The sequence below is a fragment of the Dulcicalothrix desertica PCC 7102 genome, assembly GCF_003991905.1.
Classification (GTDB): Bacteria; Cyanobacteriota; Cyanobacteriia; order Cyanobacteriales; family Nostocaceae; genus Dulcicalothrix; species Dulcicalothrix desertica.
The window spans coordinates 40,360-66,246 of sequence record NZ_RSCL01000013.1; the positions used below are offsets into that span (position 1 = coordinate 40,360).

Annotated in this window: 24 protein-coding genes and 3 pseudogenes; 16 read left to right on the forward strand and 11 right to left on the reverse strand. The window is 37.8% G+C overall.

The genetic code is table 11. The annotated features are described in order from the left end of the window. The 3 genes from DSM106972_RS51550 to DSM106972_RS25700 all read left to right on the forward strand — a co-directional run. On the forward strand, nucleotides 1-394 hold a 394-nt coding region (locus DSM106972_RS51550; RefSeq protein ID WP_201800789.1), incomplete at its 5' end, for a hypothetical protein. A 174-nt stretch (nucleotides 395-568) separates the two neighbouring features. Further along, nucleotides 569-2,638, forward strand: a complete 2,070-nt coding sequence (locus DSM106972_RS25695; protein ID WP_127083375.1) for a hypothetical protein — start codon at nucleotides 569-571, stop codon at nucleotides 2,636-2,638. Between the two features lie 323 nt (nucleotides 2,639-2,961). Further along, nucleotides 2,962-3,294 carry a hypothetical protein gene (locus DSM106972_RS25700; protein WP_127083376.1) on the forward strand — a complete coding sequence of 111 codons (333 nt, stop codon included), beginning with the start codon at nucleotides 2,962-2,964 and terminating at the stop codon, nucleotides 3,292-3,294. Nucleotides 3,295-3,346: 52 nt separating this feature from the next. Here DSM106972_RS25700 and DSM106972_RS25705 read toward each other — a convergent pair whose 3' ends face one another. Together DSM106972_RS25705 and DSM106972_RS25710 are read right to left on the reverse strand one after the other, a co-directional pair. Next, complete coding sequence (locus tag DSM106972_RS25705; RefSeq protein WP_127083377.1) at nucleotides 3,347-4,945, reverse strand: ABC-F family ATP-binding cassette domain-containing protein; 1,599 nt, start codon at nucleotides 4,943-4,945, stop codon at nucleotides 3,347-3,349. Between the two features lie 1,058 nt (nucleotides 4,946-6,003). Beyond that, entirely contained in the window at nucleotides 6,004-6,573 is a 570-nt protein-coding gene (locus DSM106972_RS25710) for a hypothetical protein (RefSeq protein ID WP_127083378.1), read from the reverse strand. Between the two features lie 190 nt (nucleotides 6,574-6,763). Here DSM106972_RS25710 and DSM106972_RS25715 point away from each other — a divergent pair, with 190 nt between their 5' ends. From DSM106972_RS25715 to DSM106972_RS53870, 3 genes are read left to right on the forward strand one after another with little or no spacing between them, the layout of a single operon-like run. After that, nucleotides 6,764-7,057, forward strand: a complete 294-nt coding sequence (locus tag DSM106972_RS25715; protein ID WP_127083379.1) for a nucleotidyltransferase family protein — start codon at nucleotides 6,764-6,766, stop codon at nucleotides 7,055-7,057. Continuing rightward, nucleotides 7,054-7,185, forward strand: coding sequence for a ribonuclease HepT family protein (locus DSM106972_RS54985; RefSeq protein ID WP_267901157.1), 132 nt, complete (start codon nucleotides 7,054-7,056; stop codon nucleotides 7,183-7,185). The genes DSM106972_RS25715 and DSM106972_RS54985 overlap by 4 nt, the downstream gene beginning before the upstream one ends. 3 nt (nucleotides 7,186-7,188) lie before the next feature. Then, entirely contained in the window at nucleotides 7,189-7,326 is a 138-nt protein-coding gene (locus DSM106972_RS53870; RefSeq protein ID WP_233787279.1) for a hypothetical protein, read from the forward strand. A gap of 83 nt (nucleotides 7,327-7,409) precedes the next feature. On the opposite strand, the gene DSM106972_RS25725 is transcribed toward DSM106972_RS53870, so the two are convergent. Continuing rightward, a complete protein-coding gene (locus tag DSM106972_RS25725) occupies nucleotides 7,410-8,126 on the reverse strand; it encodes a phosphotransferase (RefSeq protein WP_127083380.1) in 717 nt (238 codons plus the stop codon). A 63-nt stretch (nucleotides 8,127-8,189) separates the two neighbouring features. Here DSM106972_RS25725 and DSM106972_RS25730 point away from each other — a divergent pair, with 63 nt between their 5' ends. Both DSM106972_RS25730 and DSM106972_RS25735 read left to right on the forward strand, forming a co-directional pair. Then, the gene (locus tag DSM106972_RS25730; protein WP_127083381.1) at nucleotides 8,190-8,789 is read left to right on the forward strand and encodes a TetR/AcrR family transcriptional regulator; all 600 of its coding nucleotides are present in this window, start codon (nucleotides 8,190-8,192) and stop codon (nucleotides 8,787-8,789) included. A gap of 40 nt (nucleotides 8,790-8,829) precedes the next feature. After that, on the forward strand, nucleotides 8,830-9,561 hold the full coding sequence (locus DSM106972_RS25735; protein WP_127083382.1) for a DsbA family protein: 732 nt from the start codon (nucleotides 8,830-8,832) through the stop codon (nucleotides 9,559-9,561). A 431-nt stretch (nucleotides 9,562-9,992) separates the two neighbouring features. On the opposite strand, the gene DSM106972_RS51555 is transcribed toward DSM106972_RS25735, so the two are convergent. Together DSM106972_RS51555 and pdxR are read right to left on the reverse strand one after the other, a co-directional pair. Continuing rightward, complete coding sequence (locus tag DSM106972_RS51555; protein WP_158632880.1) at nucleotides 9,993-10,166, reverse strand: hypothetical protein; 174 nt, start codon at nucleotides 10,164-10,166, stop codon at nucleotides 9,993-9,995. Between the two features lie 50 nt (nucleotides 10,167-10,216). After that, nucleotides 10,217-11,710: a MocR-like pyridoxine biosynthesis transcription factor PdxR gene (gene pdxR / locus DSM106972_RS25740; RefSeq protein WP_127083383.1), complete on the reverse strand. Its 1,494-nt coding sequence runs from the start codon at nucleotides 11,708-11,710 to the stop codon at nucleotides 10,217-10,219. Nucleotides 11,711-11,802: 92 nt separating this feature from the next. Here pdxR and DSM106972_RS25745 point away from each other — a divergent pair, with 92 nt between their 5' ends. Further along, a complete protein-coding gene (locus DSM106972_RS25745; RefSeq protein ID WP_325052217.1) occupies nucleotides 11,803-12,363 on the forward strand; it encodes a GNAT family N-acetyltransferase in 561 nt (186 codons plus the stop codon). A 56-nt stretch (nucleotides 12,364-12,419) separates the two neighbouring features. Beyond that, nucleotides 12,420-13,097, forward strand: a complete 678-nt coding sequence (locus tag DSM106972_RS25750) for a pyridoxamine 5'-phosphate oxidase family protein (RefSeq protein WP_127083384.1) — start codon at nucleotides 12,420-12,422, stop codon at nucleotides 13,095-13,097. 14 nt (nucleotides 13,098-13,111) lie between these two features. On the opposite strand, the gene DSM106972_RS25755 is transcribed toward DSM106972_RS25750, so the two are convergent. The 5 genes from DSM106972_RS25755 to DSM106972_RS25775 all read right to left on the reverse strand — a co-directional run bounded on the left by DSM106972_RS25755 (nucleotide 13,112) and on the right by DSM106972_RS25775 (nucleotide 21,172). Then, nucleotides 13,112-16,018, reverse strand: coding sequence for a carboxypeptidase-like regulatory domain-containing protein (locus tag DSM106972_RS25755; protein WP_127083385.1), 2,907 nt, complete (start codon nucleotides 16,016-16,018; stop codon nucleotides 13,112-13,114). Then, nucleotides 16,015-16,854, reverse strand: coding sequence for a fimbrial biogenesis chaperone (locus DSM106972_RS25760; RefSeq protein ID WP_127083386.1), 840 nt, complete (start codon nucleotides 16,852-16,854; stop codon nucleotides 16,015-16,017). The genes DSM106972_RS25755 and DSM106972_RS25760 overlap by 4 nt, the downstream gene beginning before the upstream one ends. A gap of 97 nt (nucleotides 16,855-16,951) precedes the next feature. Then, nucleotides 16,952-17,437 (reverse strand): hypothetical protein, encoded by a 486-nt coding sequence (locus tag DSM106972_RS25765; RefSeq protein ID WP_127083387.1) that lies wholly within the window; start codon nucleotides 17,435-17,437, stop codon nucleotides 16,952-16,954. A gap of 316 nt (nucleotides 17,438-17,753) precedes the next feature. Beyond that, entirely contained in the window at nucleotides 17,754-18,383 is a 630-nt protein-coding gene (locus tag DSM106972_RS25770) for a response regulator (RefSeq protein WP_127083388.1), read from the reverse strand. A gap of 56 nt (nucleotides 18,384-18,439) precedes the next feature. Beyond that, a complete protein-coding gene (locus DSM106972_RS25775; RefSeq protein ID WP_127083389.1) occupies nucleotides 18,440-21,172 on the reverse strand; it encodes a PAS domain S-box protein in 2,733 nt (910 codons plus the stop codon). 345 nt (nucleotides 21,173-21,517) lie between these two features. Between DSM106972_RS25775 and DSM106972_RS55895 the strand changes: the two genes are divergently transcribed. Continuing rightward, the gene (locus tag DSM106972_RS55895) at nucleotides 21,518-21,712 is read left to right on the forward strand and encodes a hypothetical protein (protein ID WP_411675337.1); all 195 of its coding nucleotides are present in this window, start codon (nucleotides 21,518-21,520) and stop codon (nucleotides 21,710-21,712) included. Beyond that, nucleotides 21,699-22,239, forward strand: a pseudogene (locus DSM106972_RS25780) (cytochrome P450); the annotation flags it as partial. The gene DSM106972_RS55895 and the pseudogene DSM106972_RS25780, both read left to right, overlap by 14 nt. 136 nt (nucleotides 22,240-22,375) lie before the next feature. Here the strand turns inward: DSM106972_RS25780 and rbp are convergent. Then, on the reverse strand, nucleotides 22,376-22,681 hold the full coding sequence (gene rbp / locus DSM106972_RS25785; protein WP_019493593.1) for an RNA-binding regulator: 306 nt from the start codon (nucleotides 22,679-22,681) through the stop codon (nucleotides 22,376-22,378). Between the two features lie 373 nt (nucleotides 22,682-23,054). Between rbp and DSM106972_RS25790 the strand changes: the two genes are divergently transcribed. The 4 genes and pseudogenes from DSM106972_RS25790 to DSM106972_RS25805 all read left to right on the forward strand — a co-directional run bounded on the left by DSM106972_RS25790 (nucleotide 23,055) and on the right by DSM106972_RS25805 (nucleotide 25,883). Further along, complete coding sequence (locus DSM106972_RS25790) at nucleotides 23,055-23,363, forward strand: hypothetical protein (protein ID WP_127083390.1); 309 nt, start codon at nucleotides 23,055-23,057, stop codon at nucleotides 23,361-23,363. 587 nt (nucleotides 23,364-23,950) lie between these two features. After that, nucleotides 23,951-24,037, forward strand: a pseudogene (locus DSM106972_RS56155) (IS982 family transposase); the annotation flags it as partial. Nucleotides 24,038-24,480: 443 nt separating this feature from the next. Continuing rightward, nucleotides 24,481-25,212: pseudogene (locus DSM106972_RS25800) on the forward strand (TIGR04255 family protein); the annotation flags it as partial. Continuing rightward, nucleotides 25,209-25,883 (forward strand): XRE family transcriptional regulator, encoded by a 675-nt coding sequence (locus DSM106972_RS25805; RefSeq protein ID WP_233787277.1) that lies wholly within the window; start codon nucleotides 25,209-25,211, stop codon nucleotides 25,881-25,883. The pseudogene DSM106972_RS25800 and the gene DSM106972_RS25805, both read left to right, overlap by 4 nt. The last annotated feature ends 4 nt before the right edge of the window (nucleotides 25,884-25,887 follow it).

Sequence of the window (25,887 nt, forward strand, 5' to 3'; positions counted from 1 at the left end):
CGGAAACCCATTTGGTGGTAGCGGCTCCGGTAGCGGCGGCGGAAACCCATTTGGCGGTGGCGGCTCCGGTAGCGGCGGCGGAAACCCATTCGGCGGTGGCGGCTCCGGTAGCGGCGGCGGAAACCCATTCGGCGGTGGCGGCTTCGCAGGTGGCGGTAGCTCTGACTTTGAGTTGCCTGACCAAGTACCGGATGATATTGCCAGCGCGATTGGGAGTAATTCACAAGGCTTGAATAACATTATTCAAACATTCAGCAATGGCAACCCATTTACTGATGAAAATCCTGACAATGACGAGCCAACAGTTGAAGCTGTTAGAAGTTTCTTAACTTCTGTTAACCCTGAAGGAGACTTTTCTTTTCTAGATAATATTCCAGCAATTCCAGCAGAATAAACTATAGCTAGAAACGCTCTTTATAAAAGAGCGTTTCGGCTAAAAGTCTGACAACGAGCCTGGATGAAAAAATAGAGTAACTATCGAATAAATATTCGCGTAGCAGGCTTTTCTCTATTTAAGTTAATTTCTACTACAAACTTTTGTTTTCTTAAATAAAAAGGGTTATTTTTAATGGAAACCGGATTTTCAACCACATCTCTTAATCTGAATAACGACACACTTGGTACGCCTACTGGCGCCAATCTTCTAAAAACTAGTAGCTCACTATCGACTAGTAGCAGTAATTCTTTACTTGGTGGGATTTCACTTAGTAGAAGTAGCAGTAATTTTGGCAGTTTATCTCTTAGTGGCAACATAATAGTTGGTAACAACGCATCAGTAATTCCAGGAGACAATCCACAGAATTTTGCAACACAAGCAAGAAATGCTCTTGATAAATTTGTAACCGTAGTTTTCGATAGGCTGAATGATAAATTTGTAAGTGAGGGCGGTGATAAAAAGACTTACTCAGTTGCAAATGAAAATCCATTTGCGAATGGTAACAATCCTTTTGGTGAAGGCAATATGCCTGAACTGCCAGCTAGAGACTTTTTGGTATCGCAATTTGGCGAAAACTATCCGATGCCCTCAGAAGATGCCTCAAATTTCTTACAAGAAAACTTCCCGGATGGTGTTAACTACATGCCGTTTGGTGGTAGTCCATTAAGTAATGAAGGCGGCACAGTTACTGATGGCAGCAGTTTACCAGTTAACGGTGGTAATGTATCTGTTGATGGTAGTAGCAATCCGTCTACAGGGGTCAGTGATCTGTATCTTGCTGGTGAGAGTCCAACTACTGATGACGGTAGTCTAATTGCCGCTGCTGACGCTGGTAATCCACCCACAAACGCTGATAGTGATAACTCAATAACTACTGGCGGTGGCAGCCTATTCGATGGCGGTGGTGCTAGTGACGGCGGCAGCTCATTTGGTGACGGTGGTGTTAGTGACGGCGGCAGCTCATTTAGTGACGGTGGTGCTAGTGACGGCGGCAGCTCATTTAGTGGCGGTGGTGCTAGTGGCGGCAACCCATTTAGTGGCGGTGCTAGTGGCGGCAACCCATTTGGTGGCGGTGCTAGTGGCGGCAACCCATTTGGTGGTGGCAGTGGTAATCCTGTAACTGATGGCGCCAGTGGTAATCCTTTAACAGGTGGTGGTAGTGATAATCCATTTGCAGGCGCCACTGTAAATGAGACTCTTTCAGGTACCTTAGACTTTGTACTAGACTTGAGAGAAAGTTTCAGAAGTATGGGTTCTAACAGCCTATTTGGTGGTAATTCTGGTAACGAATCCCCACTAAATTCTCCTTCCGAACTTTTAAGGCTTTTCCGGTCAGATATGGCTGGCTTTGGTCTCACCGTTGAATCTTTTACCAATTTTGTTGGTGAAAATAACCCGTTTGCAGGTACAGACAATCCTTTTGCTGGTGAAAACCCATTTGCTAGTAACGAGAACGAAACTGCAATAGAAGAACTTGATGGCAGACTCTTCAAATTCTTGGGATGGGCACTTGAAGGATTATTACCTTTCACAGGTACTGCTAATATCTTTCAAACTCCCGAAGGCGAATTACCTATAGGTTACGGCAACAGAGACTTTGGTTCCGGCAACGCTACTATTGGTAATGCTAATAGAGACTATGGAACAAACAATGCCAGCATCGGTAACAACAACTGGAACTGGGATGCCGCCACAGGTAACGCTACCATTGGTAATGGTAACTGGAATTTTTCAAGTGACAATAAAACAGTTGGTAATGGTAACTGGAATTTAGATTATAGTAGTGGAAGTAACACTTTTGGTAATGGTAACTGGAATATTGGAAGCAATAACTCAACACTAGGTAATGGTAACTACAACTTCGGAAATAACAACCTAGTCATTGGTAATGGTAACTGGGTATTTACAAGTAACAGCATTGTCATTGGTAATGGTAACTGGTCTGTTGTTCTTGACAACACACCTGCTAATCAACTCACTGTTTCCAGCTTACTTGAAAAAGTTAACAACTTAGCGCTAGGGGCAGAAATCAAGAGTGTTGTTGACGACCTGGTTAGTACAACAGTTACAAAAATGGGCAATGTCTTTTATGGTTTAACAGACGACTTTGACTCTTCCGAGAAAGAAACTTTTGATAAAGTAATTCGCAATGAAGATGCTTATACTATGCAAAATCCATTTGCATCGTTAGCAAGCGTTTAAACTCTATCCGCTCAACCCTAATTGTTCCGATGTGCAGTTACAAGCGCGTGACTGCACTTTACTTTTGACTTTCCCGACACCTATTGACATTACTTAATAAAACTTTAGATAATGGGAGAAAACCTAGACAAGCGCGCGCACAAACGTGCGAATGGAGCAAAACGGCGCCGTCGAAACCGTCGCTATGAAAACAGGCTGCTCAATTCGCAGTTAGATAATTATTCTTTATAAAATTTATAATAATTTATCTTATACTAGTTTAGAGCGTGATAATTATGTTATAACAACTACTACCAAAAGTTACAATTATTGCACGAGGTAATATGACTCTGCGTTATTTAAAAGAGTCCACCAAAGTAAAAAACCATTGTACTGGTAGGCTTGGAGAGCTATTAGAAGAATGTTTTGTACATGTAATTACAGAACCAGAATATAGAGAATGGGAATTACTTGCAATTATATTTTATCCAGATTCGCTTTTAAGTGAACTGAAGTCTTATGAAGCAGTTTTTGAACAATTAAGCAATGAGTTAAATATTTGGCTTGTGCTGGTAAGAGCAAGAGACGTTCTTGAGAGTAAGAGGCAAATTGCTTTGAACACTAACAATCTTGAAGAAAAAATTGTTTACCTTGAGCTTCAAAGAATTGCCTCATAAAATCACTATTATTTGAATTCGCTTGTTGGCGCCTCACCCTTTTAAGATAAGTTTAAAATGCGACAGGTACTAACATTGATGACTCAAAGGAAAAAATAGTACGTGCGTTTTTAGCAATAAACTGGCGGTCATGGCTAATAAACAACATACCGCCAGGAAAATTTTCGAGTAATTGGTCTAAAACTTCCAGTGACTCGATATCTAAATGGTTGGTAGGTTCATCTAAGAAAAGAAACTCAGCTTTAGCAAGAATAGTACTAACTATTGCCGCACGCATTAGTTCTCCATAACTTAGAGTAGAAACAGGTTGTAATACTCTATCACGTCGTAAAGAAGCGGCGCCTAAAAACTGGCGTACAATTGTTTCTTCAACTCCATATATCATTAAATTCTCAATTAGAATCTCTGCCTGAAAATAATCTTGAATATTTTGGGGAAGATAAAGCCATTTCACGTAGTCATTACGAGATATACTACCGCTATCTGGTTGCAGGCACCCTAACAAGCATTTCATTAATGTAGTCTTGCCACTACCATTAGAGCCAATAATAGCTACTCGGTCATGTGTACTAACTTCCAGTGTTACATTTTCAAATATTTTACGATTATCAAATGATTTAGATAAATTTTTCGTTGAGAAAATTTCTCTATTAACAACAGTATAGTTTGCGAAAGATAGATTTAATTTTTTTTCAACGAATGGCTTTTCAGCTTTAAGTTTATCCATCATCTGCTGTTGCTTGCGTTCTACTTCTTTAGCACGTTTGGCTAAAGCAGCAGCACGCGCACCAACAAAACCTTTATCAGCGGCGCCTATTTTATCTTTTTCCTTACGACCAGCCCAAACTTTCTTTCGTCGAGCTTCGCGTTCAAGTTTATTGATTTTATCTTGAATTTCCATTGATAGCTGGCGCCGACTTTGAAACTCTTGCTCTAGATGTGCTTGAATTTGCCCATAACCTCCTTGAACTAAAATACTCTCACCACGTTGAATATAAAGAGTGCGGTCAGCAATTTTATCTACAAAAACTCTGTCATGACTAACAACAATAAAAGCACGTCCTTTGTGTTTTTCTGCACTAATAACTTCTTCAAGATAAAGCCGCATTGAAATATCCAGATGATTTGTAGGTTCATCTAAAATTAACAGTTGCACTTCAGTTAGAAAAATTCGTAGTAGTGCAAAGATTCGCTTTTGCCCTTCAGAAAAGCAATGTAATGACTTGAATAAATCATTTTTAGAGAAAGCAAACGATTCGATAAGTCTCTGAAGTTTGGCTTCCATCTCATATCCACCGACTTCCATATACTGGGTGATAGCATTAGCATATTCTATCGTTTCCGAATCACCACAATATATCTTTTGGTAATTTTGATAAATATCTGGAAAATCAGAAAGTAAAAATTTTATCACTGATTGATTTGAATCTGGTGTATTTTGTGGTAAATAAGCAAAGTTAAGACCTTTTTGACGCTGTATTTCTCCTGAAGTCGGCGCCATTATACCTGTGATACATTTGAGTAACGTTGACTTGCCTGCACCGTTGGCGCCTGTAATAGCTAGAACTTCACCACTTGTCAATCCAAATGATATATTCTGCAAAACGGATTGCAAACCAAAATTAACTTGCAGCGCTTTTACATGCAACATAAATTATCCTCCTAAGCGCAAAATTATATTTTTATTTCAATTGCATAAATTTCTTTATCTTGTAGAGACAAGCTTTCAACCACGCTTCGACATCTCTACTTATCTACTTTTATCTATAAGTATTATTCTCGCACAGCTATATAGCAGTCCTAAATCATTCATAAAATCCGCACGTTGTAGAGACCGAATTAATTCGGTCTCTACAGGGATATAATTTTTACAAATCATTTAGGAATGCTATATGTTGCCAATTCATAGCACTGTAATGATTGACATCAGTTAATATTTATGAACTAATAGATAAAAGTAATTTTTAGTACTTCATTTTCTTATTTCTTACTGAATTACAAATTGTGAACTATTTTGCCAGTCTTAGTGGCTTATGTACACTACATTGTAGTATAACACCAGTTTTTCTGATTGCCTTAAAAATTATATTCAATTGCAACCTGGTCGATTCCTGAATTTTGGTTGGGAGCTTGGCAACGGATGATGAAGGATGTAACGGATAACTTATATATTGTATGCGTTGCATCTGTTACTATTAGTCATTTTTATAAGTTTTGGTGGGTTTTAGATAGGCGCCTTGCTTGTACAGTGATATAGTTTTTTAACCACAGATACACAGAGACACAGAGGAAACAGAGGTATACAAAAATAAACCAAATAATCCGGAGGATTTACCTCTACCCACCAAAATTAATTGAATAAATTATTATTGGTCTGTGTCAATAGTTTTGGTGTGTTGGTTTGCAACGGATGAGAGCGGATGTAACGGATAATTTATTTGTTACGAACAAGATTTTCAAATTTTCGGCGCCTTCAAATAACGAATCAACTATCCGTTACATCCGTTTCACATCCGTTGCACTCCCTACCCACCAAAATTAATGCTATAAACTATTAGTAGGTTTAGTTTGTTAGTATGAACCACCCCACCGTATAGACGAATGGCACGAAGAAAAGGCAGAAGGCAGAGGGCAGAGGGCAGAAGGAAATGCAAGACATTCATAGATAAGGTATAGCTAGAAGGCATTTCTGTTGGGGTTTCAAGAACATCAGTAGCGTGAATTTTTAAGCTTTACCTTTATTGCATATGCTTTTACTAAATGAGTTGCAAGCATTGTAGCGACAGATTCTCCGAAAAGCTTGCCTGTATTGGTTCCTGTAATAATATCTGCTTGTAGAGCTAGAGCAATATGTAAAATAATTGGGTCGCTGATAGAAAATTGCGGGATAAGTTCAAGGCGCCTAAGAGTAATTTCACAGGTAGCTTGCTCGATAAATTCAGGGTCAAGACTGAGAAGTAAAAATTTGCCTTGGCTAGTCCATGCAAGTGATTGAGAGATTTTAGCTGGCGTAAGTTGGATGATACCGTTATTAACAAGTTGCTGTTGGAATTTACCGTCTTTTCTGACTTCGAGGTGAAATTGATTTTGAGCTATGGCAATAACATGATGCAATAGTACATGCTCTAGTGTTTTGTGTGGGGGATGGTCATACTTAGATAAAAACAATGATTGCCAGTCAGCTTTGCTTGATATTAATGCTGGACAAGGCAAAATTTGAGTTGAGTTATTTTGGTCGCTTATGTTAATGATTATATTCTTTCTGTTTGTATTAAGCATCTGAGTTTTTCGCCCCTGTAAACAGATTTTATTTTTTTGCTATAATAGCTTATTAGTAAATTTATTTATTCACTATGAGAGTATAACTATGATAATACCCGATAACAGTAACCCTTTGGCTGGAATACTTGGTTAATATGGATGTTGTGATATAATATATGTGCCAAATTATGTAAAATTAAAAAATAAAATGAGTTTAAAAGAAATAATTAAAGAAAAGCGAGAAGAGATTATTAATATCGCAGATCAACATGGAGCTTTTAATCTTAGACTATTTGGTAGTGTTGCTAGAGGCGAAGAAACAGAACAAAGTGATATTGATTTTTTAATTGATTATGATTTGGATAAAATCTCATCTTGGTTTCCTAGTGGATTAGTTGAGGATTTAGAAACTTTGTTAAAGCGGCGAGTAGATGTAGTCACAATTAATTCTTTACATTATTTAATTAGAGATAAAGTATTGAGTGAGGCTATTGTGTTATGAAAGAAGGTCGTGTTTACCTTATCCATATTCGTGATTGTATTAGTCGAATCAACCAATATACGCTTGAAGGGAAAGAAGTTTTTTTCAATGACATTAAAACTCAAGACGCTGTATTAAGAAATGTTTAGGTTATGTGTGAATCTGTACAAAAATTACCATCCGATTGGAAAAATGCCTACCCTGATATTAAATTAGGGAAGCACATTCTTTTTTTGGTTGTAGCAAATGTCCACCATTGGTGGACATTTGGTGCCGCAGTGGTATTTTAGTATTTTTTATAACCTTAAATTCTAAAAATCAGTATTATTATTTAGTAAAACTCGCCTTTTTATTTGAGCAGCAAGTATCAATTTTAACTATGATGTATGGTAGATTGAGAATTTGCCGTAGAAATAAGATGGGAAAATTCACTTTTTGTCCATTGTAATGCTGATTTTGCCCATTTTACCATGCAGGGTTTTTGGCGCCTGTGTCCTTCCTCTATTAAAATAGTCTGTCGCTTGGTCATTGCTTCAATTAGCAAGTTTATCTCAGATGTACCATAAGCTTTTGTAAATACTACTAATCTGCGCTTTTGGTCTTCTGCGCTAATTTCTTCGTTACCAATATCTAACCATAACCATGCGGCGTAGGCTAAATCGAAGATTCGCGTTCCCGGCGCCGCCATGTCAAAGTCTATAATTGAAGTTGGCATATCATCTATAAATACAAAGTTACATGGCGATAAATCGTTATGACAAATAATTTCCTTACTATTCGCTAACGAACATCGTTGTGTAGCATCATGAAAGCATCGTATTAATTTTGCTGCTACAATCAACTGTTCGTCTGAGTAGTATCCCAGGTTTAATGGTACGTCTCCTTCTATGTAACTAATTATTTCTCTTTTTTGTTCATCGATACCTAGAAAACGTGGTGATGCATCAAAGTTAATATTTTCTAGATACTGCAAAAACTTATGAACAAAAGTACTGTTAATATTAAGTGGGCGCCTTACAGTATCTCCGACACGGACAATCCTGCCAAGATTGGTTTTGCCACCTGTTAAAAGAATTTCTTGCTGATGCATAATAAAGCTATACGTAGCGTATTATATAGATAGTACTAGACAATACTAAATATATAAAATCGTATGACGGATGAGATAAAACCAAACAAGCGTTCTGGAAGACCACGTTCTGAGCAGTCAAAAGAAGCCATATTGAATACGACATGGAAGTTGCTACAAGCTGGAACGGTAAAAGATTTATCGATAGAAGCAATAGCAAGGGAAGCAGGAGTTGGGAAAACAACGATATATCGTTGGTGGTCGAGTAAAGCTGCGGTAATAGTCGATGCTTTTATGGCACAAGTCGAACCGGAAATACCAGCAACAGAGGTAGAGTCAGCAATTGTAGCGTTAAAAGAACAAGTTACACTCCTTATTAAAGCTTTTAGAGGTGATAATGGTCGCATTGTCGCCGAAATTATTGCAGAGGGGCAAGCTTCGAGCGAAGCACTAAAGAGTTTTCGAGACAGGTTTATACTTCCCAGACGCGAAGCTGCTTCTTCTTTGATTGAAAAAGGTATAAAATTGGGCGAGTTCGATGAGTCACTTAACCCCGAACTAGCCTTAGATGTTCTGTACGGTTCGCTTTACTATCGGTTGATGGTTGGACATTTACCTATAGATGATGATTTTGCCGAACATTTACCTGATGTCGTGATGAAAGGTTTAGCCAAAAGAAATTAAGCGCTTATATTAGAAAAGTTGTAATAGGAAAGTTGTAACTATGAACAATTTCATCCAAACCAGGGTTCTTCGTATCGCAATTCTACTAATTTGCTTTACTGTACTATTATGGGCGCCGCCTGTTCAAGCAGCAAGTCGCTTAGAAGAACAAGTTCTAAAAATCATCCGTGAACATCCAGAAGCACTAATTGACTCAGTACAAAAATATCAACAAGAACAACAAACAAAGCTGCAACAAACGCGACAAGCATTTTTACAAGACTTAAGAATGAATCCTCAACAGGTGATAGGTGAGTCTCCCGCTACTGGAAGCACTCCATCTAAAGCAATATTAGTTGAGTTTTCCGATTTTCAATGTCCTTACTGTGCAGAAGCACACAAAACATTGAAAAAACTGTTAGCAAAATATCCAGATAAATTCACACTAGTTTACAAACATTTTCCTTTACCTAATACACATCCCCAAGCAGTAGCAGCAGCACAAGCAGCATGGGCAGCACAACAACAAGGTAAATTCTGGGAATACGAAGATGCACTGTTCACAAATCAAAATAAACTAGGTGAAGAATTCTATATAGAGACTGCAAAAAATCTAAATTTAGATTTAGATAAATTTGCCCAAGATAGAGCCATTGCTAATAACACCATTAGAAAAGACGTTTTATTAGCAACACAGCTAGGAGTCTCAGGAACACCATTCTTTGTACTCAACACCGACAACTACTCAGGTGGAATAGAACTAACAGAAATCGAAAAAATAATTAAAAGCTAAAATCAGAAACCTGGTTTCTTTGACACTGAACATAACAATTTTCAACATTCACGAAAAGAAACCAGGTTTCTCGCCACACAACGAAAAAGTCAGAAAAATATTATGTTTGGCGCCCTAGATTACAAAATTTGTAAATCATATTTTAATAGGATTGCAATAGCTTCTTGTGTATTGACGAATTTAGGATTCAGCAAGACGACTATAAACCTCGGAATATTTTTCTTCTGATGCCAAAAATGCTTGAAAAACTTATGAAACCTCTTAGAATCCGTGTCCATACCTCTGCATAGGTTGGTCACTGTAGTTCAAGACTTCAATGGCTTTAACTATTTTGGTAGGATGTGTTTGCACTACGTTTGTACCAAGTTGATTAAGGTTGAAGAATATTACTTTGATTATGGCATTTAAATACTTGGTTATGCTTCCAGGTGCTAAAACTTTTGAGTTAGCGACAATAATGAAGTAGCTTTATATACATTGGTGTCTAACACTGTTTTTAATCTACGAACACCTTCAACAGCAACTTGTTGAAGGTGTTCACCATATTTTTGAAAATAAATGCTAAGTCTATTATCAACAACAAGGCGCCTCAAGCAGTCCATCATCAGAGGCGGGCAGGGATGCCCGCTCCACAAGATGAAGAAGAAGAATGATGTTAGATAGATTTAAATACATTTGTATTTAGGGCTGTTTTTAGTCTACGAATACCTTCAATAAGTTGCTGTTCATTAAGTTCACCGTAACCAAAAATAAATTCGTTTTTGCATGTGGGTATAAGATATTGTGTAGAAGCTGACATCATTCCGACTCCGAATGAAGCAGCACGCTCAATAATTTCGTTCTCTGATAAATGTGTTTGCAGGTGTACCATTATATGTAAGCCTGCTTTATCACCAAACACCGTTACTTTTTCTCCAAAGTGTGAATATAGTGCTTGAAATAAAACTTGACGGCGCCTATCATATATTGACCGCATTTTTCGGATATGACGTTCTAAGTGTCCTTGTTCAATGAATTCTGTAAGTACTTGCTGTTCTAATATAGGTAAATGCCTGTCGCTTAACCATTTTGCGCGCGTGAAAATTGGTACTAAATTTTGTGGTAGTACTAAATAACCAATTCGCAGTGATGGAAACAAAACTTTTGAGAATGTACCTATATATAGTACTGACTCACTTTTATCTAAACCTTGCAAAGCTGGGATGGGTCTATCACCATAACGATATTCACTATCATAATCATCTTCAATAATTAAGGCGCCTGTTTGTGTTGCCCATGCTAATAATTCTAAGCGTCTGGGTAATGAAAGAACGGCGCCTGTCGGGAACTGATGCGAAGGTGTAACATAAACAAGTCGAATATCTTGATTTGAATAATTTTCTAATTTGCTTACTATCAAACCATTATCATCAACAGGAATAGGTAGTAATTTTGCACCATGCGTTTGAAAAATTAAGCGCGCACTCAAATAACCAGGGTCTTCCAGAGCAATAGTATTATCTGGTTCTATCAACAACCGCATAATTAAATCGAGTGCTTGCTGTGTACCGTTGGTAATTAATATTTGTTCAGGTGTGCAATTAACAGCGCGCGCACGAGAAATATAATTAGCAATGGCGCCTCGTAAAGGTTTGTATCCTAATGGTTCTATTGAATAATCTAACCAATTTAAACTGGCGCTACAGTATTGCGAAAGTAAAGAACGCCACAGCTTGATAGGAAATTCATTGAAAGCAGGGCGCCCATATCTAAAGCTCATTTCTTCTTTACCTTCATGAACCCTTGGTACATTTTCTGTATCAGCTAGTATCTTTCCATACTGAGATAACCTAACTCTTGTGGAATGGGCATCCTTGCCCGTTCCAAACCCCAATTCAACAGGCTTAGAATGTAATAAATCATCAGGCAGTTGAGTACAGACATAAGTCCCTGAACCAATAACAGTTTCAAGATACCCCTCACTCAAAAGTTGCTCGTAACTTTGTGTAACTGTACTACGAGAGATATTTAGAGATTTTGCCATCGCGCGCGTACTTGGGATGCGTGTTCCTGGAGGTAATTTTCCAGTAAGAATGTACGCACGCAGTTGTTCATACAGTTGTTGGTGTAGGGGAAGAGAATTTGTATTTAGACTTATTGCTATATCCATCAAGTGGACTGGTATAGAATTGCAAAATTGGCTCTTTAAGCATACCAATTATAAGGCTATGCTGGCATCAGTTGGAATTACTTCTGCTTTCCATGCAAACAAAATCGAATATTCTAATCAGAAGAATACATTTAGAGGAAGAACCGCTAATTGCCGAACACTTCTATAAAATGTGGATTGATGTTGGTGTTCCTGAAGATGCAATTGAAGCAAACTGGCAAGAGATAATTCTTCAGTTTATTCAAAACGCACGGGATAATTTGCAATATCAAGCTTTTATTGCAGAAGTTGATGGTGTTGTCGTTGGTTCTACAAGTTGTCAGTTATATGCAGGTTTATATCTAAATGCAATTAAACCTAAACATCGTAAGTTAGGTTACATTTGGGGTGTTTATGTTGAACCAGTATATCGCAGACGAGGTATAGCCAAGCAATTAACCAATACAGCAACTGATTATTTGAAAGATATTGGATGCACAAGAGTTGTGCTGAATGCTTCACCTGATGGGAAACCTGTTTATACAAGTCTTGGTTTTGTTGAAAGCAATGCGATGCATTTAGATATTGATTTAATCCCCCCTAACCCCCCCTTGATAAGGGGGGAACAAGAAGATTCTGCTCTGTTGATAAAGGTGAAAAATGATAATTTTTAGCCCCCCTTATTAAGGGGGGTTGGGGGGATTTAACTATTCAGATTAAGGAGTTAACCATGAATAATCACGAAAATCAAACTAACCAAGAAAAATTAATTCCTACTCAACGCAGTCAAGTTAAAAGATTACCGCAGCGCGCTGATTACGAGCTTCAAACGATATATAATATATTAGATGAAGGCTTGATATGTTATGTAGGATTTGTTGTCAATAATCAACCGTTTGTAATTCCTACAGCATATGGCAGGATAAATGACAAGCTTTATATTCATGGTTCACCTGCGAGTCGCATGTTACGTTCTTTAGTCGGCGCCATCGAAGTTTGTGTTACAGTTACTCTACTTGATGGTTTAGTACTAGCGCGTTCTGCATTCCACCACTCAATGAATTATCGCTCAGTTGTAATATTTGGCAAAGCTGAAATTGTAGGCGCCGAATCTGAGAAACTAGAAGCATTGCAAGCATTCACAGAGCATGTTGTACCCGGAAGATGGAATGAAGTGCGACAACCAACTCGGCAAGAACTACAAGGTACTTTAGTATTATCATTACCAATAACTGAAGCATCAGCCAAAGTAAGAACAGGGGCGCCGAACGATGATGAAGCGGATTATAATTTACCAGTATGGGCAGGTGTTTTACCTTTGCAATTAGATGTGGGTAAAGCTGTTGCTGACTCAAGATTACCAGAGAATATTGAGATGCCTGCCTACGTAAAGAATTACAGTCGGTAAAAAAGTTTTAAAAATTAAAATTGGGTTTGTTGCGAAGCTATTTCGGCAAATTGTAGATTAAGTTTTTGCATATTCTCAGATGTAGAATTAAAAGTAACTGTTTGAGATTGCGATAATTGACCATCAATTCGCAACTCAAAATTTCCCTGTGGTAAGTATTCCAAGTAGTAAACTCCAGCGCTGTTAGTAATAGATAAATATCTTTGTCCTGATTGGAGATTTATTGCTTCTACTCTTGCACCAGAAATAGCCTTTCCTTGCTTATCTGTGATAACACCAGAAAGAGTGTAGGCTGGAACTAAGGGTACCATGATTGGCGTAAAGCTGCCTGCAACTACGTCAACTGCGTAGGCAGGAGCTGATACTTGCCAGTCAAATGGAAAACCTGCTGGGTCAAAATCAAGACGGTACTTTCCTGGAGATAAATGTACCCAAGTACTGGCGCCAGCTTTTTTTGGTTGAGCAGTCGCTAAGGGTTTATTATTGAGACGTACTAGTAAATCAAGAGTATTCTCGTATATCTTTTCTCCTGAATCGCGCTTGCCATTACCATTTTTATCGAAGAAAGCTTGAAGTAAGAGTCCGCCTTGAGTACGCAAGCGGCTATTAGTATAATCGCTATTATCCCACAGTCCTCCTTGAAGATTAAGACTAGGTAAAAATTCTAGGCTAAATGATGAATCATCGGAGGACAGGGATACTCCTTGATATCTTGCCCGTAAACTTAGTCCTGGTAAGATAGAAGTCTGTGCAGAAGCGATTATGCCAGAACCGTTGGAACCAATACCATACCCTAGCTGGGTTTCCCAAAGCGGGTTTCCATTCTGAGTTTGCTTTTGAGAGCGATATCGCCAATTTAAGCTCAACAAGTCATTCGAGATAAAATTAAAGTTTGAATTAAAGCGGTTTTGATAGCCTAGTATCAAGGCATGTCCAATATTACTGTACCTGCTGGGTGAAAAATAATAACCAAGTTCAGAGGATGACCCAATCTCACTACCATCTGATAATAGTTCTAGTCTGCCTATACGTTGCAGTAAATTCCAGCGCCAGCGATTAGAAGTATCCACACTCATACGAGCAAAGGTAAAGTTATCACCTCGACTGCGAACAAATTGCGTTCCGACAGCAGCAGGGTTATTACTATCTACGATGCCAAATAAAGTCATACCAGGCATCACTTGCCAATCAACATTGAGACGGTTTCGCAGGTAATCGCTACTGAATCTCGCTTGAAAATTTGTGGAAGGTTGGTAATTAATATTACTATTAAAAACCCAACCCTTATTTTCTGCCCCCATTACATCTGGTGTTAAAGCTGAAATCGCTACGGATAACGGAAAGTTTTCTGGTTGCCAAAAAATTTCTCCTAACCCTCTAGCTGAACCGTCATAAACGGCGCCTAAACCCAAGGTTAAATTTTCTGATACTCCCCAACGTCCTTGTACTCCGCCTTGAAAATCTGTAAATTGACCGACAAACCCGTTATTATATTCACGTTGCCATCCAAAAGAAACATTTAAGAGCGACGCGCCTAATGGTAATTGTCCAGCAACATTATTAAAGGTGACTTCTCGAATTTCTGGTTGGGCAGTGAGTTTTCCTTCGGGATAGAGATAGAGGCGGTAATTAGTTATACTAATTTGCCCATCGACGATTACATTATCAAACTCGTAAATACCATCGCTATCTACCAAAACTTCAGCTACCGTTCGATTAGTAAAATTCTGTACCAGCCTGACTAAAGTTCCTGGCGCCGCTCGTCCGCTGATTGTGCGTCTAACAGTAGCAGCTTGCATACGTTGTTGTGGTAAGGTATTTCCTGTGGAATTAGGAGACTGAAAACCGCTGCGCCTAATAGTACTAAATCCCCAGTAATCACCGTTGGCGCCTCGGTCACGCCAAAAAGGAACCTGTGACCCAACTACATAATCTGCGGTATCAGTTTGTCGTAAAAATTGCGCTTCCGTCAGATTCCAAGTTTGGGTATTTTGCAGGTCTAACTGATTAGCCCGTAAGAACCAGCCACCTCCAAAAGCTGTACCAATAGCACTCAAATCACCACGTTGTTGAGTTGGTTGATTGTCACCACCTGTCAACGTCAACTGTTGAGATATTGAAGATATACCAATGGTTGGTGCAGTTAAACGCGGCAAACCTTCTAAAATGACTGGTTTTTTCTCAATCGTGGTGCGAATGCTATCTTCTGACCAAGGTACATTCAAGCGAATGGCATATTCTTTAATGTCAAAATCAGCGCTAACCCCAAAATATTTTTGTAAATCGTCTACTGAAAAAACTAACCCTAACTGTGGGTCTTTTTTTAGTTCAGCGAGATTGATACGAGTAATAATTCCAGACGAGCGTAATTCGACTTGCTCCGAAGCTAAGGTTTTGACATTGAACTTTAAGGTATTAATTACAACATCATATGGTATTAACCAACGGTCAAACTCTATTGCCTTGGCGCCGTCTTCTTCACCCCGCACCAACACACTAGCTTTGACATTGCGTCTACCAATCAAAATACCGACAGGAAAGGTTTTAAAGTCTGTAGGTTGTGGTAATGCAGTTTCTTCAGTATCAGGCTTTACCTCATCTAACTGTAAACCTTTCAGACTGGTAATATTAATCTCTGGTAAACTAGGAAACAGATTAAATAAAGATTCAAATGATTCTGAAACTGGTTCAGCAGTTTCTTTTTTTATTGTATTCTGTCCTGAATCCTCAAAGATTTTAGCAATAAACTCAAAGTCTATTGAGTCTACTATTTCTGGAGGGGCAATTGTAATTGAACTGCTAGAATTAACATAATTAACAGAAAATGTATCTATTGCCAGATTCATAGGGGATGCTTGTGTTGATAAAAGCTGCTCTGGAGAACGGAAGTTTTCTAGAGTTGTTGTAGCAGCATCAATCATTTTTGAACTCCTACTGACTGACTAATAGGCTGAGTAATATTTACAGGGAGTTTGAAAGTGGTGGTTTTAGGTTGGGCTAAATGCATCCATGTCAACTCACCGATAAGTTCGTAGTTTCCTGATGGCAATGGTTGTGTATCTGTTGCTCCCAATTCAATCATTAGATTTCGCTCACTAGATGCAATTACTGTTGAAGGTTGAATTGTACCTTTACGAACAACTGTTGTACCTTGTTTTAACTGCCAAGAGACAACGGGACGTGCGGTAGCAGTACCAAGATTTAGGACTAGTAAGCGTAGCTGGTTTTGTTTAGGGTTAAAACTAGCATCACCAACTGTTAAATTAGGTACTTGATTACCTTTAGTGACATAAACAGTTGTCGCTACTCTTGCAATTACTCCGATACCAGAGCCTTGATTATTTGCATTTTCAATCAGACTCTCTGCAAAAACAACAGCACGATATTCACCATCAGGAAGATTAGGGTTTAATTGAGCCAGCAAACGAACTTTGCGAGATTCTCCAGGTTCCAAACTGAGTTCACGCGGAGAAAATTGTAGATAAGAGCTTAAATCTTGTTTACTAGAAGATAAGGTTTGGAATTGCCCATCTTTACTATAAGTGAATGGTTGAGAAAAAATCCTAACTCGAATAGGAACTTTACTAGGGTTTAATAAATTAATTACAGATTCTGACTGACCGCGAGATGCTTGTGATTTAATAACTATTGGAGAAATACCAACTTGAGCGACTGCGCTATTGTTGAAGAGAAATATGGTTGCTACGGTATTAGTCGCTAAAAAACATGAAAAAATGAATTGTTTATATTTCTGCATTGTCAGGGTGAGATGAGTTAGTTGTATTTAAAAAGATAGATACACCCTGTTTATCAAAGAAAGCTAATGTTTATTCAAACTCAGAAATATTTACAGATTAGTTAGGAGCTGCGGTGACAACAACTTTAAACCTGTAATCACCTACAGGTAAAGGTGCTGCTAGACTAGTTGCCGTCATATCTACTTTCAATGTGCTTTCAATATTAGCTAGCACAGGCTGTGCAACACTACCAATAACACCATTTAATGATGAGGTTGTCGCATCAAACGTGGCTCCTGTTGGCGCTATTTCTGCGGTAGGTAAACTAGCTGATACTTGACCACCAGTACCATTACAAACAACTTTAACTTCACCAGAAGTTGCACCTGTATAGGTAACTGTAGAACCTAAAGAATTTGCAGCAAATAATGCATTTGGTGTCACAGTACCATCAGTTTTACTATTAAATTTACACCCAGATATTATTGAGCCGTTAAAAAAGACATCCTGTGTTGATGGTAAAGGAGCAGCTTTCACGCTTGACATGCTTACAATAGTGCTGCTTAACAAAAGTGCAGAACTTAATAATGCCTGACGTAACATGTATTTATCCTCGTTATTTGTGAGTGATTTATATTATTAATAATATTTTTATACTTATAAAAATGTATACCGTGGTAATACTTAATTGCTTATAGATTTTATTCTAAGTAATTAATAGATAAACATCTTAATTCTCAGGAAAAATCAAACAAATAAAACAAATAATAACTATTCTCAAATGTGAACAATAAAACAAATAAATAAAACATACAAAATATACATTTCAGTTCCGAATCGTAACAATTTATAATTTCTATATATCTTTTTTGAATAAACAAATATAATAACTAGTAATAAACAAGTAGATAGAGATTCGTTAAAACTTGACTATTCCACGTTTGACAGCAGCTACTACTGCTTGTGTTCTGTCACTGACACCTAATTTACCTAGAATATTATTGACGTGATATTTGACGGTACCTTCGGTAATAAATAAAGCAGCTGCTACTTGCTGGTTAGTATTGCCATTGGTGATAAGTTGAAGTACCTCTAGCTCACGCTGACTTAATTCAGGCTTTTGCATCCTTTCCTTGAGCTTAGTAGCGACAACTTTGGAAATATACTTTTGACCATTAGCAACAGTTCTTATTGCGTAGAGAATTTCCTCTGGTTCTGTGTCTTTAAGTAAATATCCTTTGGCGCCTGCTTGTATGCCATTATAAATATCTTCGTCGCTGTCATAAGTAGTTAAAATAATAATATTTGCGTCGTCAAAATCAGTACAAATATTCTGAATTGCTGCGGCGCCAGAAAGTTTAGGCATTCGTAGGTCCATAAGCACAACATCTGGTCGCTTTTTGGAATAAAGTTCTTTTGCCTCCCACCCGTTACTAGCTTGCCCAACAACAGACATATCTAGCTCACGCTCAATGATTGTCGCCAAACCCTGCCTTACTACCGGATGGTCATCGGCTACTATAATACGGATGAAGTTTGATTCACTCATAAAGGTATGCTATTCGTCTTAACTAATTACAACAAGCTACTAAATACTAATAGGTATCATTCCACCGTTGTTATGCAGTTAAGCGATACTAAAATCTCTGTTCCTTGTCCTAATTGACTATTAATAGTAAATTCGGCGCCAATATTATTGCAACGTTCTCGCATTCCCAAAATACCGAAGCTACTGTTAGAGGCAAGATTATCTGTTATAAATCCCTGTCCATTATCTTTAACACGCAAAACACATTCTCGTTTACTATATATAAGCTCCATCAGAATTAGACTAGCATTAGTATGTTTGGTCGCATTACTTAAAGCTTCTTGTCCGATTCGTAACAAGTTACTTTCTATTTCAGATGGCAACGTATATGGTGTACCCTTGACTTGGTAAATAATTTCGGCATCGCTTGCTAGACATATCTGCGTAGCGACCTGGTTAAGTGCGCTACACAAATCGTTGTTTGTGAGAAAAGGAGAGCGCAGTGCTTGAACACTTGCACGAGCTTCTGCTAATCCAGTGCGAGATAGTTCACGTGCTATGGTAATATGCTCTTTTACAGCTTCGGCATTTTCTACTACTCGTAAGGCGCCTCCTAAATGTATGGCAATAGCCGTAAAAGCTTGTGCTAAAGTATCATGAATTTCTCGCGCCATACGGTTGCGTTCTTCCAAAATAGATGCTTCTTCAGCTAATTTACGTTCAGTAATATCTTGCCCAATACCAAGAATTGCACCATTTGTAAGGTCAATCCTTAACCAAGAAGTATCGACGTAGCGACCATCTCGAACTCTAATTTTAAAATCATGCCATTTGCCATCCAATGATAACTGAGTAGCAAACGCACGTTCTTCTGGAGTCGGAAAGCATTCTGTCATTAAATATTCGATATTTTCTACTTCTTCTCGTTTCCAACCCATTACACGTTCATGTTCTGAGTTAAGTAACCGAATTTGACCATTTTTGTCGGATAAACATATCATTACAGGAATAATCTCAAAGATTTTTTGGAGAATTTCTTTTTGTTCTCTAAGCTCTAAAGTTCGCTCTGTAACCTGTTGCTGTAAAATCTGATTATAATTAGCTAATAGATGTTCTGCTTGTTTTTGTTCAGTAACATCAACAAAAGCAGCTATTGCATAAACTATTTCACCAGTATCATTAAATACTGGCGTACTAAATACTTTAAGACTAATAATTTTATTTAGTTGGTGAAGTTCAATATCATCAACCTCAACGCTTTCACCAGCTAAAGAACGCATAACAGGAAGTTGAAGAGTTGGGTATAGTTGATTTGTTGTAGCTCGATAAACTTGATAAACTTCTGCTAATTGCTCATGACTTGCAGTTGGTATTACTTCAATATCAAGAAACTGTTTTGCTGTTTGATTTGCATAGTATATTTGTCCAGTTGTATCATGTATGGATATACCAACGGGTACAGCTTCTAAAAATTGCTTGAGACGACTTTCGCTTTCTAATAAAGCTTTATTTAAAGTTTGCATCTCTAAAAAATTTGCTTGGAGCTGATGTGCCATACTTTTAAACGAGTTGGCAAGTTCTCCTAACTCATCGCTACGTTGAATTTCTACAGTTTTTTCCCATTCACCATTCTGGAGTGAAATAGCTGATTTTTTTAAAGCTAGAACAGGTTGAGTTATCCACCCTACAACTAAAAGACCGAAGACTATAGCAACTAATAAAGCAATCACACATAGTACAATCGTAATACGAGTATTATAATTAATAGTCTCCATAAAATCATCTTCTGGAACTACTATCACAATTAGCCAATCAAGTCCTTTATTGTCTTTGAAAGGCAATACTTGAACAAATTGCTTATTTCCATGAATTTTAAAATTTAACTGCTGCTCATTTTTTATTAAATTTAAGTTTCCAAATCTTTTTTCTAAATATTCAGTAGTTAATCGTGTTTTCTCATTATTACTCTGTTTTGCAAAAATCTGTTTAACTTTGTCTTCGGGCTTTTTTGCTGCTAAAATATCTTTAAAACTAAAAGGTTTCTCAATACTCGAAGTTGCTACTAACTTTCCTGAACGCTCAATAATAAAACTTTGCCCAGTTTTACCCACTTTTAAGCTGCGTAAAAAATTCCCTACTTTGAGCAGGTTAATATTAGAGAGTAATACTCCTTGTAACTTACCATTATTGTAAACGGGTTGCCCAGCACCAAGGTATAAAATCTTGCCTCCAATGTGAGGATAAATCTCGCCCCAACTTTGGTTACTTGCTTTAACAGGGTTTATATACCAAGGTCTTATATGAGGATTATAGTTTTTACCAGTGTCTGCCGCAATGATGTTTAGGCGCCGACCTTGGCTATCAGTTTTGTATGTACGCAATTCATAGTTAGTAGATTTACCCGAAACTCTAATTGTTAAAGAATTATCACTGTAATGCCTTTCCGCTGAAATAAATTCTTTGTTTGTATTCGCGAAACCAATTAAGCTAATATTATTATATTGTTTTAATTTATAAAAAAAGTAACGCTCTAAATCACCAAAGTTTTGCACATCTAACTTACCAAGTTGAATATTAGTCAAATTACTTTGATTAATTTGATGAGGAGTATCAAGATAGGTCTGTAAATTTTGTTCAACACGTAGACTAATTTCGCTCAGTAGTCGCTCGGCAATATCATTTACAGCTTTTTGCCCGTTTCTAAACGAAAAATAACCAGTTAAACCCACTGCCATAAATATTTGCAGCACAAAGGGAACTATTAAAATAGTAGAGAGCGAAAGTTTAGATAATATAGTACTCAACTTCATTCACTTCACAACTATTAATTCTATAGTTGAATAGAAAAATTTATCTACCTTTAGATAGATGACTATTACAATAAATTTATGAAGGAAACCAGGGTTTACAAGCGTTAATAATTTTTAGGCTAACAACTTAACTAAAGTTAAGTGTATCAGCTTGTCTTTCAAGGTAAGAATTTAATTTTGAGTGTTTTTTTAAGGTAGCTTAGTTAAACGGCGCCGCATTGACAGCAGGTGAAAACAATTCATTCAATATTGAACATGACCAAAACTAATATATAGTTACCAAATAATTCAAAGTTACCTGCTTTCGTACAGGCAATACAGTGGATTGTTGCTCCATTGTCGATGATGGAGATCTGTGCTAAACGCTACGGTGATATATTCACTTTGCGCGTCAGTCCAAAACGAACTCCCATCGTATTTATTAGCAATCCGCAAGCATTGCAAGAGATTCTAACAAGTGATTCAAATAAATATTTTTCGGCACCCGGTGATAAAAATGTGATATTTGCAACATTGTTGGGAGAGAAAACTACTTATTGAAATAGCTCAGTTAAACGGCGCCAATGCTGATGTAAGCACGCTAACTAAATTGCCTTACCTCAATGCTGTTTGTTGCGAGACGTTGCGTATTTATCCAGTCGGAATGCTTACTTTTCCGCGTAGAGTCGAAAAACCAGTAAAGCTGTGTGGTTGGAATTTAGAACCCGGCACATTATTATACGGTAGTATTTACTTGACACATCAACGTGAGGATTTATACCCAGAACCGAAGAAATTTAAGCCAGAACGTTTTTTGGAGAGACAGTTTTCTCCTTACGAGTTTCTGCCCTTTGGTGGTGGAGTTAGACGATGTATAGGCGCCGCGTTTGCTTTATTGGAAATGAAGGTGGCATTAGTGAAGATACTATCTGAGTATTCGCTCTTGTTGGTTGGTAATGATGAAGTAGAGCTTAAACGTCGTGGTGAGCGTGACGGCGCCTGCATCTCCTATAAATATGGTAGTTACAGGTAAAAGAGTAAACTCGAATATAGGCTTAAATCAAAAAGGCTCAAGCATTCTTGCCTGAACCACTACGTGCATACAAATTAATTTGTTAGCTACCATGCAATTAGAAACATAATTTCTTTATAAAAGATAAGTGTTTCTAATTTTCCTTGAGATAATCTATACGAAAACCTAGGTTGCTTGGCGAAGACTGAAAATTAGTAGCGGTTGTTGCGGAAATTGTTGTTTCCACCACGATTCCCACCAAATGAACCTCTTTCTTCTCTGGGTTTAGCCTTGTTTACTTTTAAGTCACGTCCCATCCATTCTGCCCCATCAAGCGCATCAATCGCAGCTGTTTCTTCTGCATCTGTACCCATTTCAACAAATCCGAAGCCGCGTAAACGACCAGTTTCACGGTCTGTGGGCAGCTGAACCCGTTTAACAGTACCGTATTCCGCAAATACTGCATTTAAACTCTCTTCTGTAACATCGTAAGAAAGGTTGCCTACATAAACTGACATGAGATTGTCTCCGAACTAATAAATTTATAGAGATTTAGGTTTCGGAGATTGAAGTTTGTAAATACCAAGAACAAAACCTGTCACTACTAAAAACAAACGCTGTTAACCGAATTAACCTTACACCCATTATGGCATAGCAGAGAACTTTTGTGTGGATGTTCTAAAAATTGTTATATAAATTTATGTAAATTTATGTAAAATTTATAGCACAGTATAATTACCGTTGAGAGCCATTTATCAGTATAACCTATGCTACACAACGTTGTAGAGCCTATTTATAGAGAATTAACTCTCTCGGTGTAGCTAAGATGTTATACTCACTAATATCACGGGATATTCATTTCCTCAATGCCACGTTTTAACGTGTATATGTATGATAGTAACTTCAAATCTCATTTCTGACTTTGAAAAATTATTTAGACAAAAATTGCAACTGAATAACTGTAAACTCAAAAAGAAGAAACAAGAAAATAATTATGAGATAATTACTCCAGCTAGTGACATATTTTTAATGTCTTGGGGAGAATTTCCAGAAATTACCTTAGTCTATCAGCCGATAGGGATACGCACACAGCAGACTGTCGTTTATGAGCAGGCAATTAGAGCGCACATCAAATCTTGTGTGACTAGTGTTAAGAAAAATTCTGAATCTAACCTTGTTACTGTAGATAAAGAAAGCTAAATTTTTTTATTCTTAGTATTTAAAATATCGGCATCGTTGAATTATTGTATGAATGAAAATGTAGGGACGCGATTGAATCGCATCTCTACCAAAGGTTTTTAAATCAAATCAAATAAAATTCTCTTCATATCTGATATCAATAACAAACAGTAAGTAAAAAAATACTATATTGTCACTCTTGTGGGATGGGCTTCTAGCCCGTCCATATCGAGCTTTTACAGGATGTCCACCTAAGCTTCCTCATCATGTAGAGAACTCCACGAAAAAAATGCTTTTCGGTCCCAAGCGAACGCAGTGTAAACGTAAACGGAGTTTTCCCGAAGGGTAGAATCTTGTCCAGATGCTTCCCTGTGGTAAAACTACTTTTAAGTGGCGCTTTAAGATGCGCGCGAAAGCGGGAAAACTGCGCCCTTCGTTCGCGACTCATGACACCACAGGATCGTTCATTTTTTGGCTTACTCTAAGGGATTTCAAAAAATTTAATCCTCCATCTTGTGGAATAGGCATCCTTGCCTGTTGCATCAGAGGGCGTTTGCGGTGGCACCGTTTGATATGCTGGTAATTTATTAACATAAGTTGCTAGTTACATTCACGCAGTTACTTATAAAGGTTTCGTACTTAAACTTGAAGCTTTTATTATTGCATTCTCTCTTAAATCAGCTTTTATAGAGTAAGTCATATATCTGACTTTAAGACTACTAGCGTACTTATGTGATTATCGTTAGTTTAAGTCGTGGTTGTGCGATTCACATCTACCTAATTTTTGATGGGCGCCAGTACCGACTCCGCGTACTTTGCACACGGAGAGGATAACCCGTAACTTGGGTTAGTAGAGAGCGAAAGCTTAGACGGTAGACCAGCAAAATATTTCAACCTCCGCAACATAGTAATCAACGTGAATTAACTTACCTACTCCTAACTAAGATAGTATATGAGTATTCGTTAAGTTTAGTTGATAATGGTGAAGTTAGGGCGAAACGATATAGTATGGTAACTATGCCTACATCGACCATAAATATGGTAGTTATAGGTAAAAAGGTTAAATCAAACTATAAATTCTGTTTCAAAAAAAGCTTTTATTGTTACCAGATAAAATAGGTAAAAGGAAGCACCTCTAGTTCGCGTAATTTCGCAAGTGCGCTTCCCACCGATTCTTTCGATTGAAAAAAAAGACTTTGTTGCTTCGTTGCAAGAAGCAATCCGAGAAAAATATCCGATTCTAAGGTCTGAACAAACTCAAGCTTTGGTGCTGAGTTCTCAAGGTTCTGTACAAACTACATCTCAACTCACTTGGCGCTTTTTAGACGCAACAAATAATTGGCGCGTTTCGTTGGCGCCTAACTTTATGGCGCTTGAGACAACTGCTTACTCTAATCGTAAAGATTTTATACAGCATTTACAAAACATATTTGAGCTTCTTGAAGAAAATATCAACCCAAAAGTTATTGAACGGTTTGGATTGCGATATATTCATAGGCTCAGTGGAGAGAATGCTTTAAATATATCCTCACTAGTAAAACCAGAGATAGCTGGTATTACGGCTGCCGACTTCAAAGAATATATTCGTCAAACAGTTAATGAATCTTTGTTTATTATTCCCGATGGAGGCGAGGAAATAATAGCAAGATGGGGGCTTCTGCCTGAAGGTATAACTTTTGATCCAGATGCGATTGAGCCTATCGAAGAGCCTAGCTGGATACTTGATTTAGATATGTCGCTGTCAAAGAATAGAGAATTTAGTGTTGAGGGGCTGATAAGTGAAGCACAGCGTTTTTCTGAAAGAATTTATACTTTTTTCCGATGGGCAGTACAAGATGAATTTTTACGGCGCTTTGGAGGGGAACTGTGAGTAATTTCTCAGTCGTAAACCCTAACAAGTTACCTGGAACTTCTGCACTAGGAGCTATGAGACATCTACATAACTATAGGTTTACTGGCTGTAGAATTTTAATGGCTCATCCTAGTACAGCTACGGACACTACAATCAATTTTGATTTAATTGCTGCTTGCGAGATGACGACGAGTGGGCTGACCCTACCATCAGCTTGTTCCGGTGAAGTCACACGAAAAGCTCTCAACGAGCTAAGAAGGTTGAGTGGCTTAACATGGGAACAACTTGCGAAACTTTTTAATGTTTCACGCAGAAGCCTTCATTTTTGGGCGAGTGGACAGCCACTATCGCACTTCAATGAGGAGAACTTGAATCGGTTATTAGGTACTATCCAATATATTGACAGAGGCAGTGCAAGTCTAAATCGTAGTCTCTTACTAAAACCTGATAATAATGGTAAACCTCTGTTCGATTTATTAATGTTAGGTAAATACGAAGAAGTTAAACAGATTCTTGGTCGTGGTAACGCACCTAATAAACCAAAGCTACTTCCCTTATCCCAAGAAGCACGTTTATCCAGGGCACCGCAAAAACCCGAAGATTTAGTTGATGCACTCCAAGACAAAGTTGAGCTTGAAGTAAAGCGCTCTAGGCCAGTTAAAGCAGCAAAGAGTCAAAAGAAAAAGTAGTGAG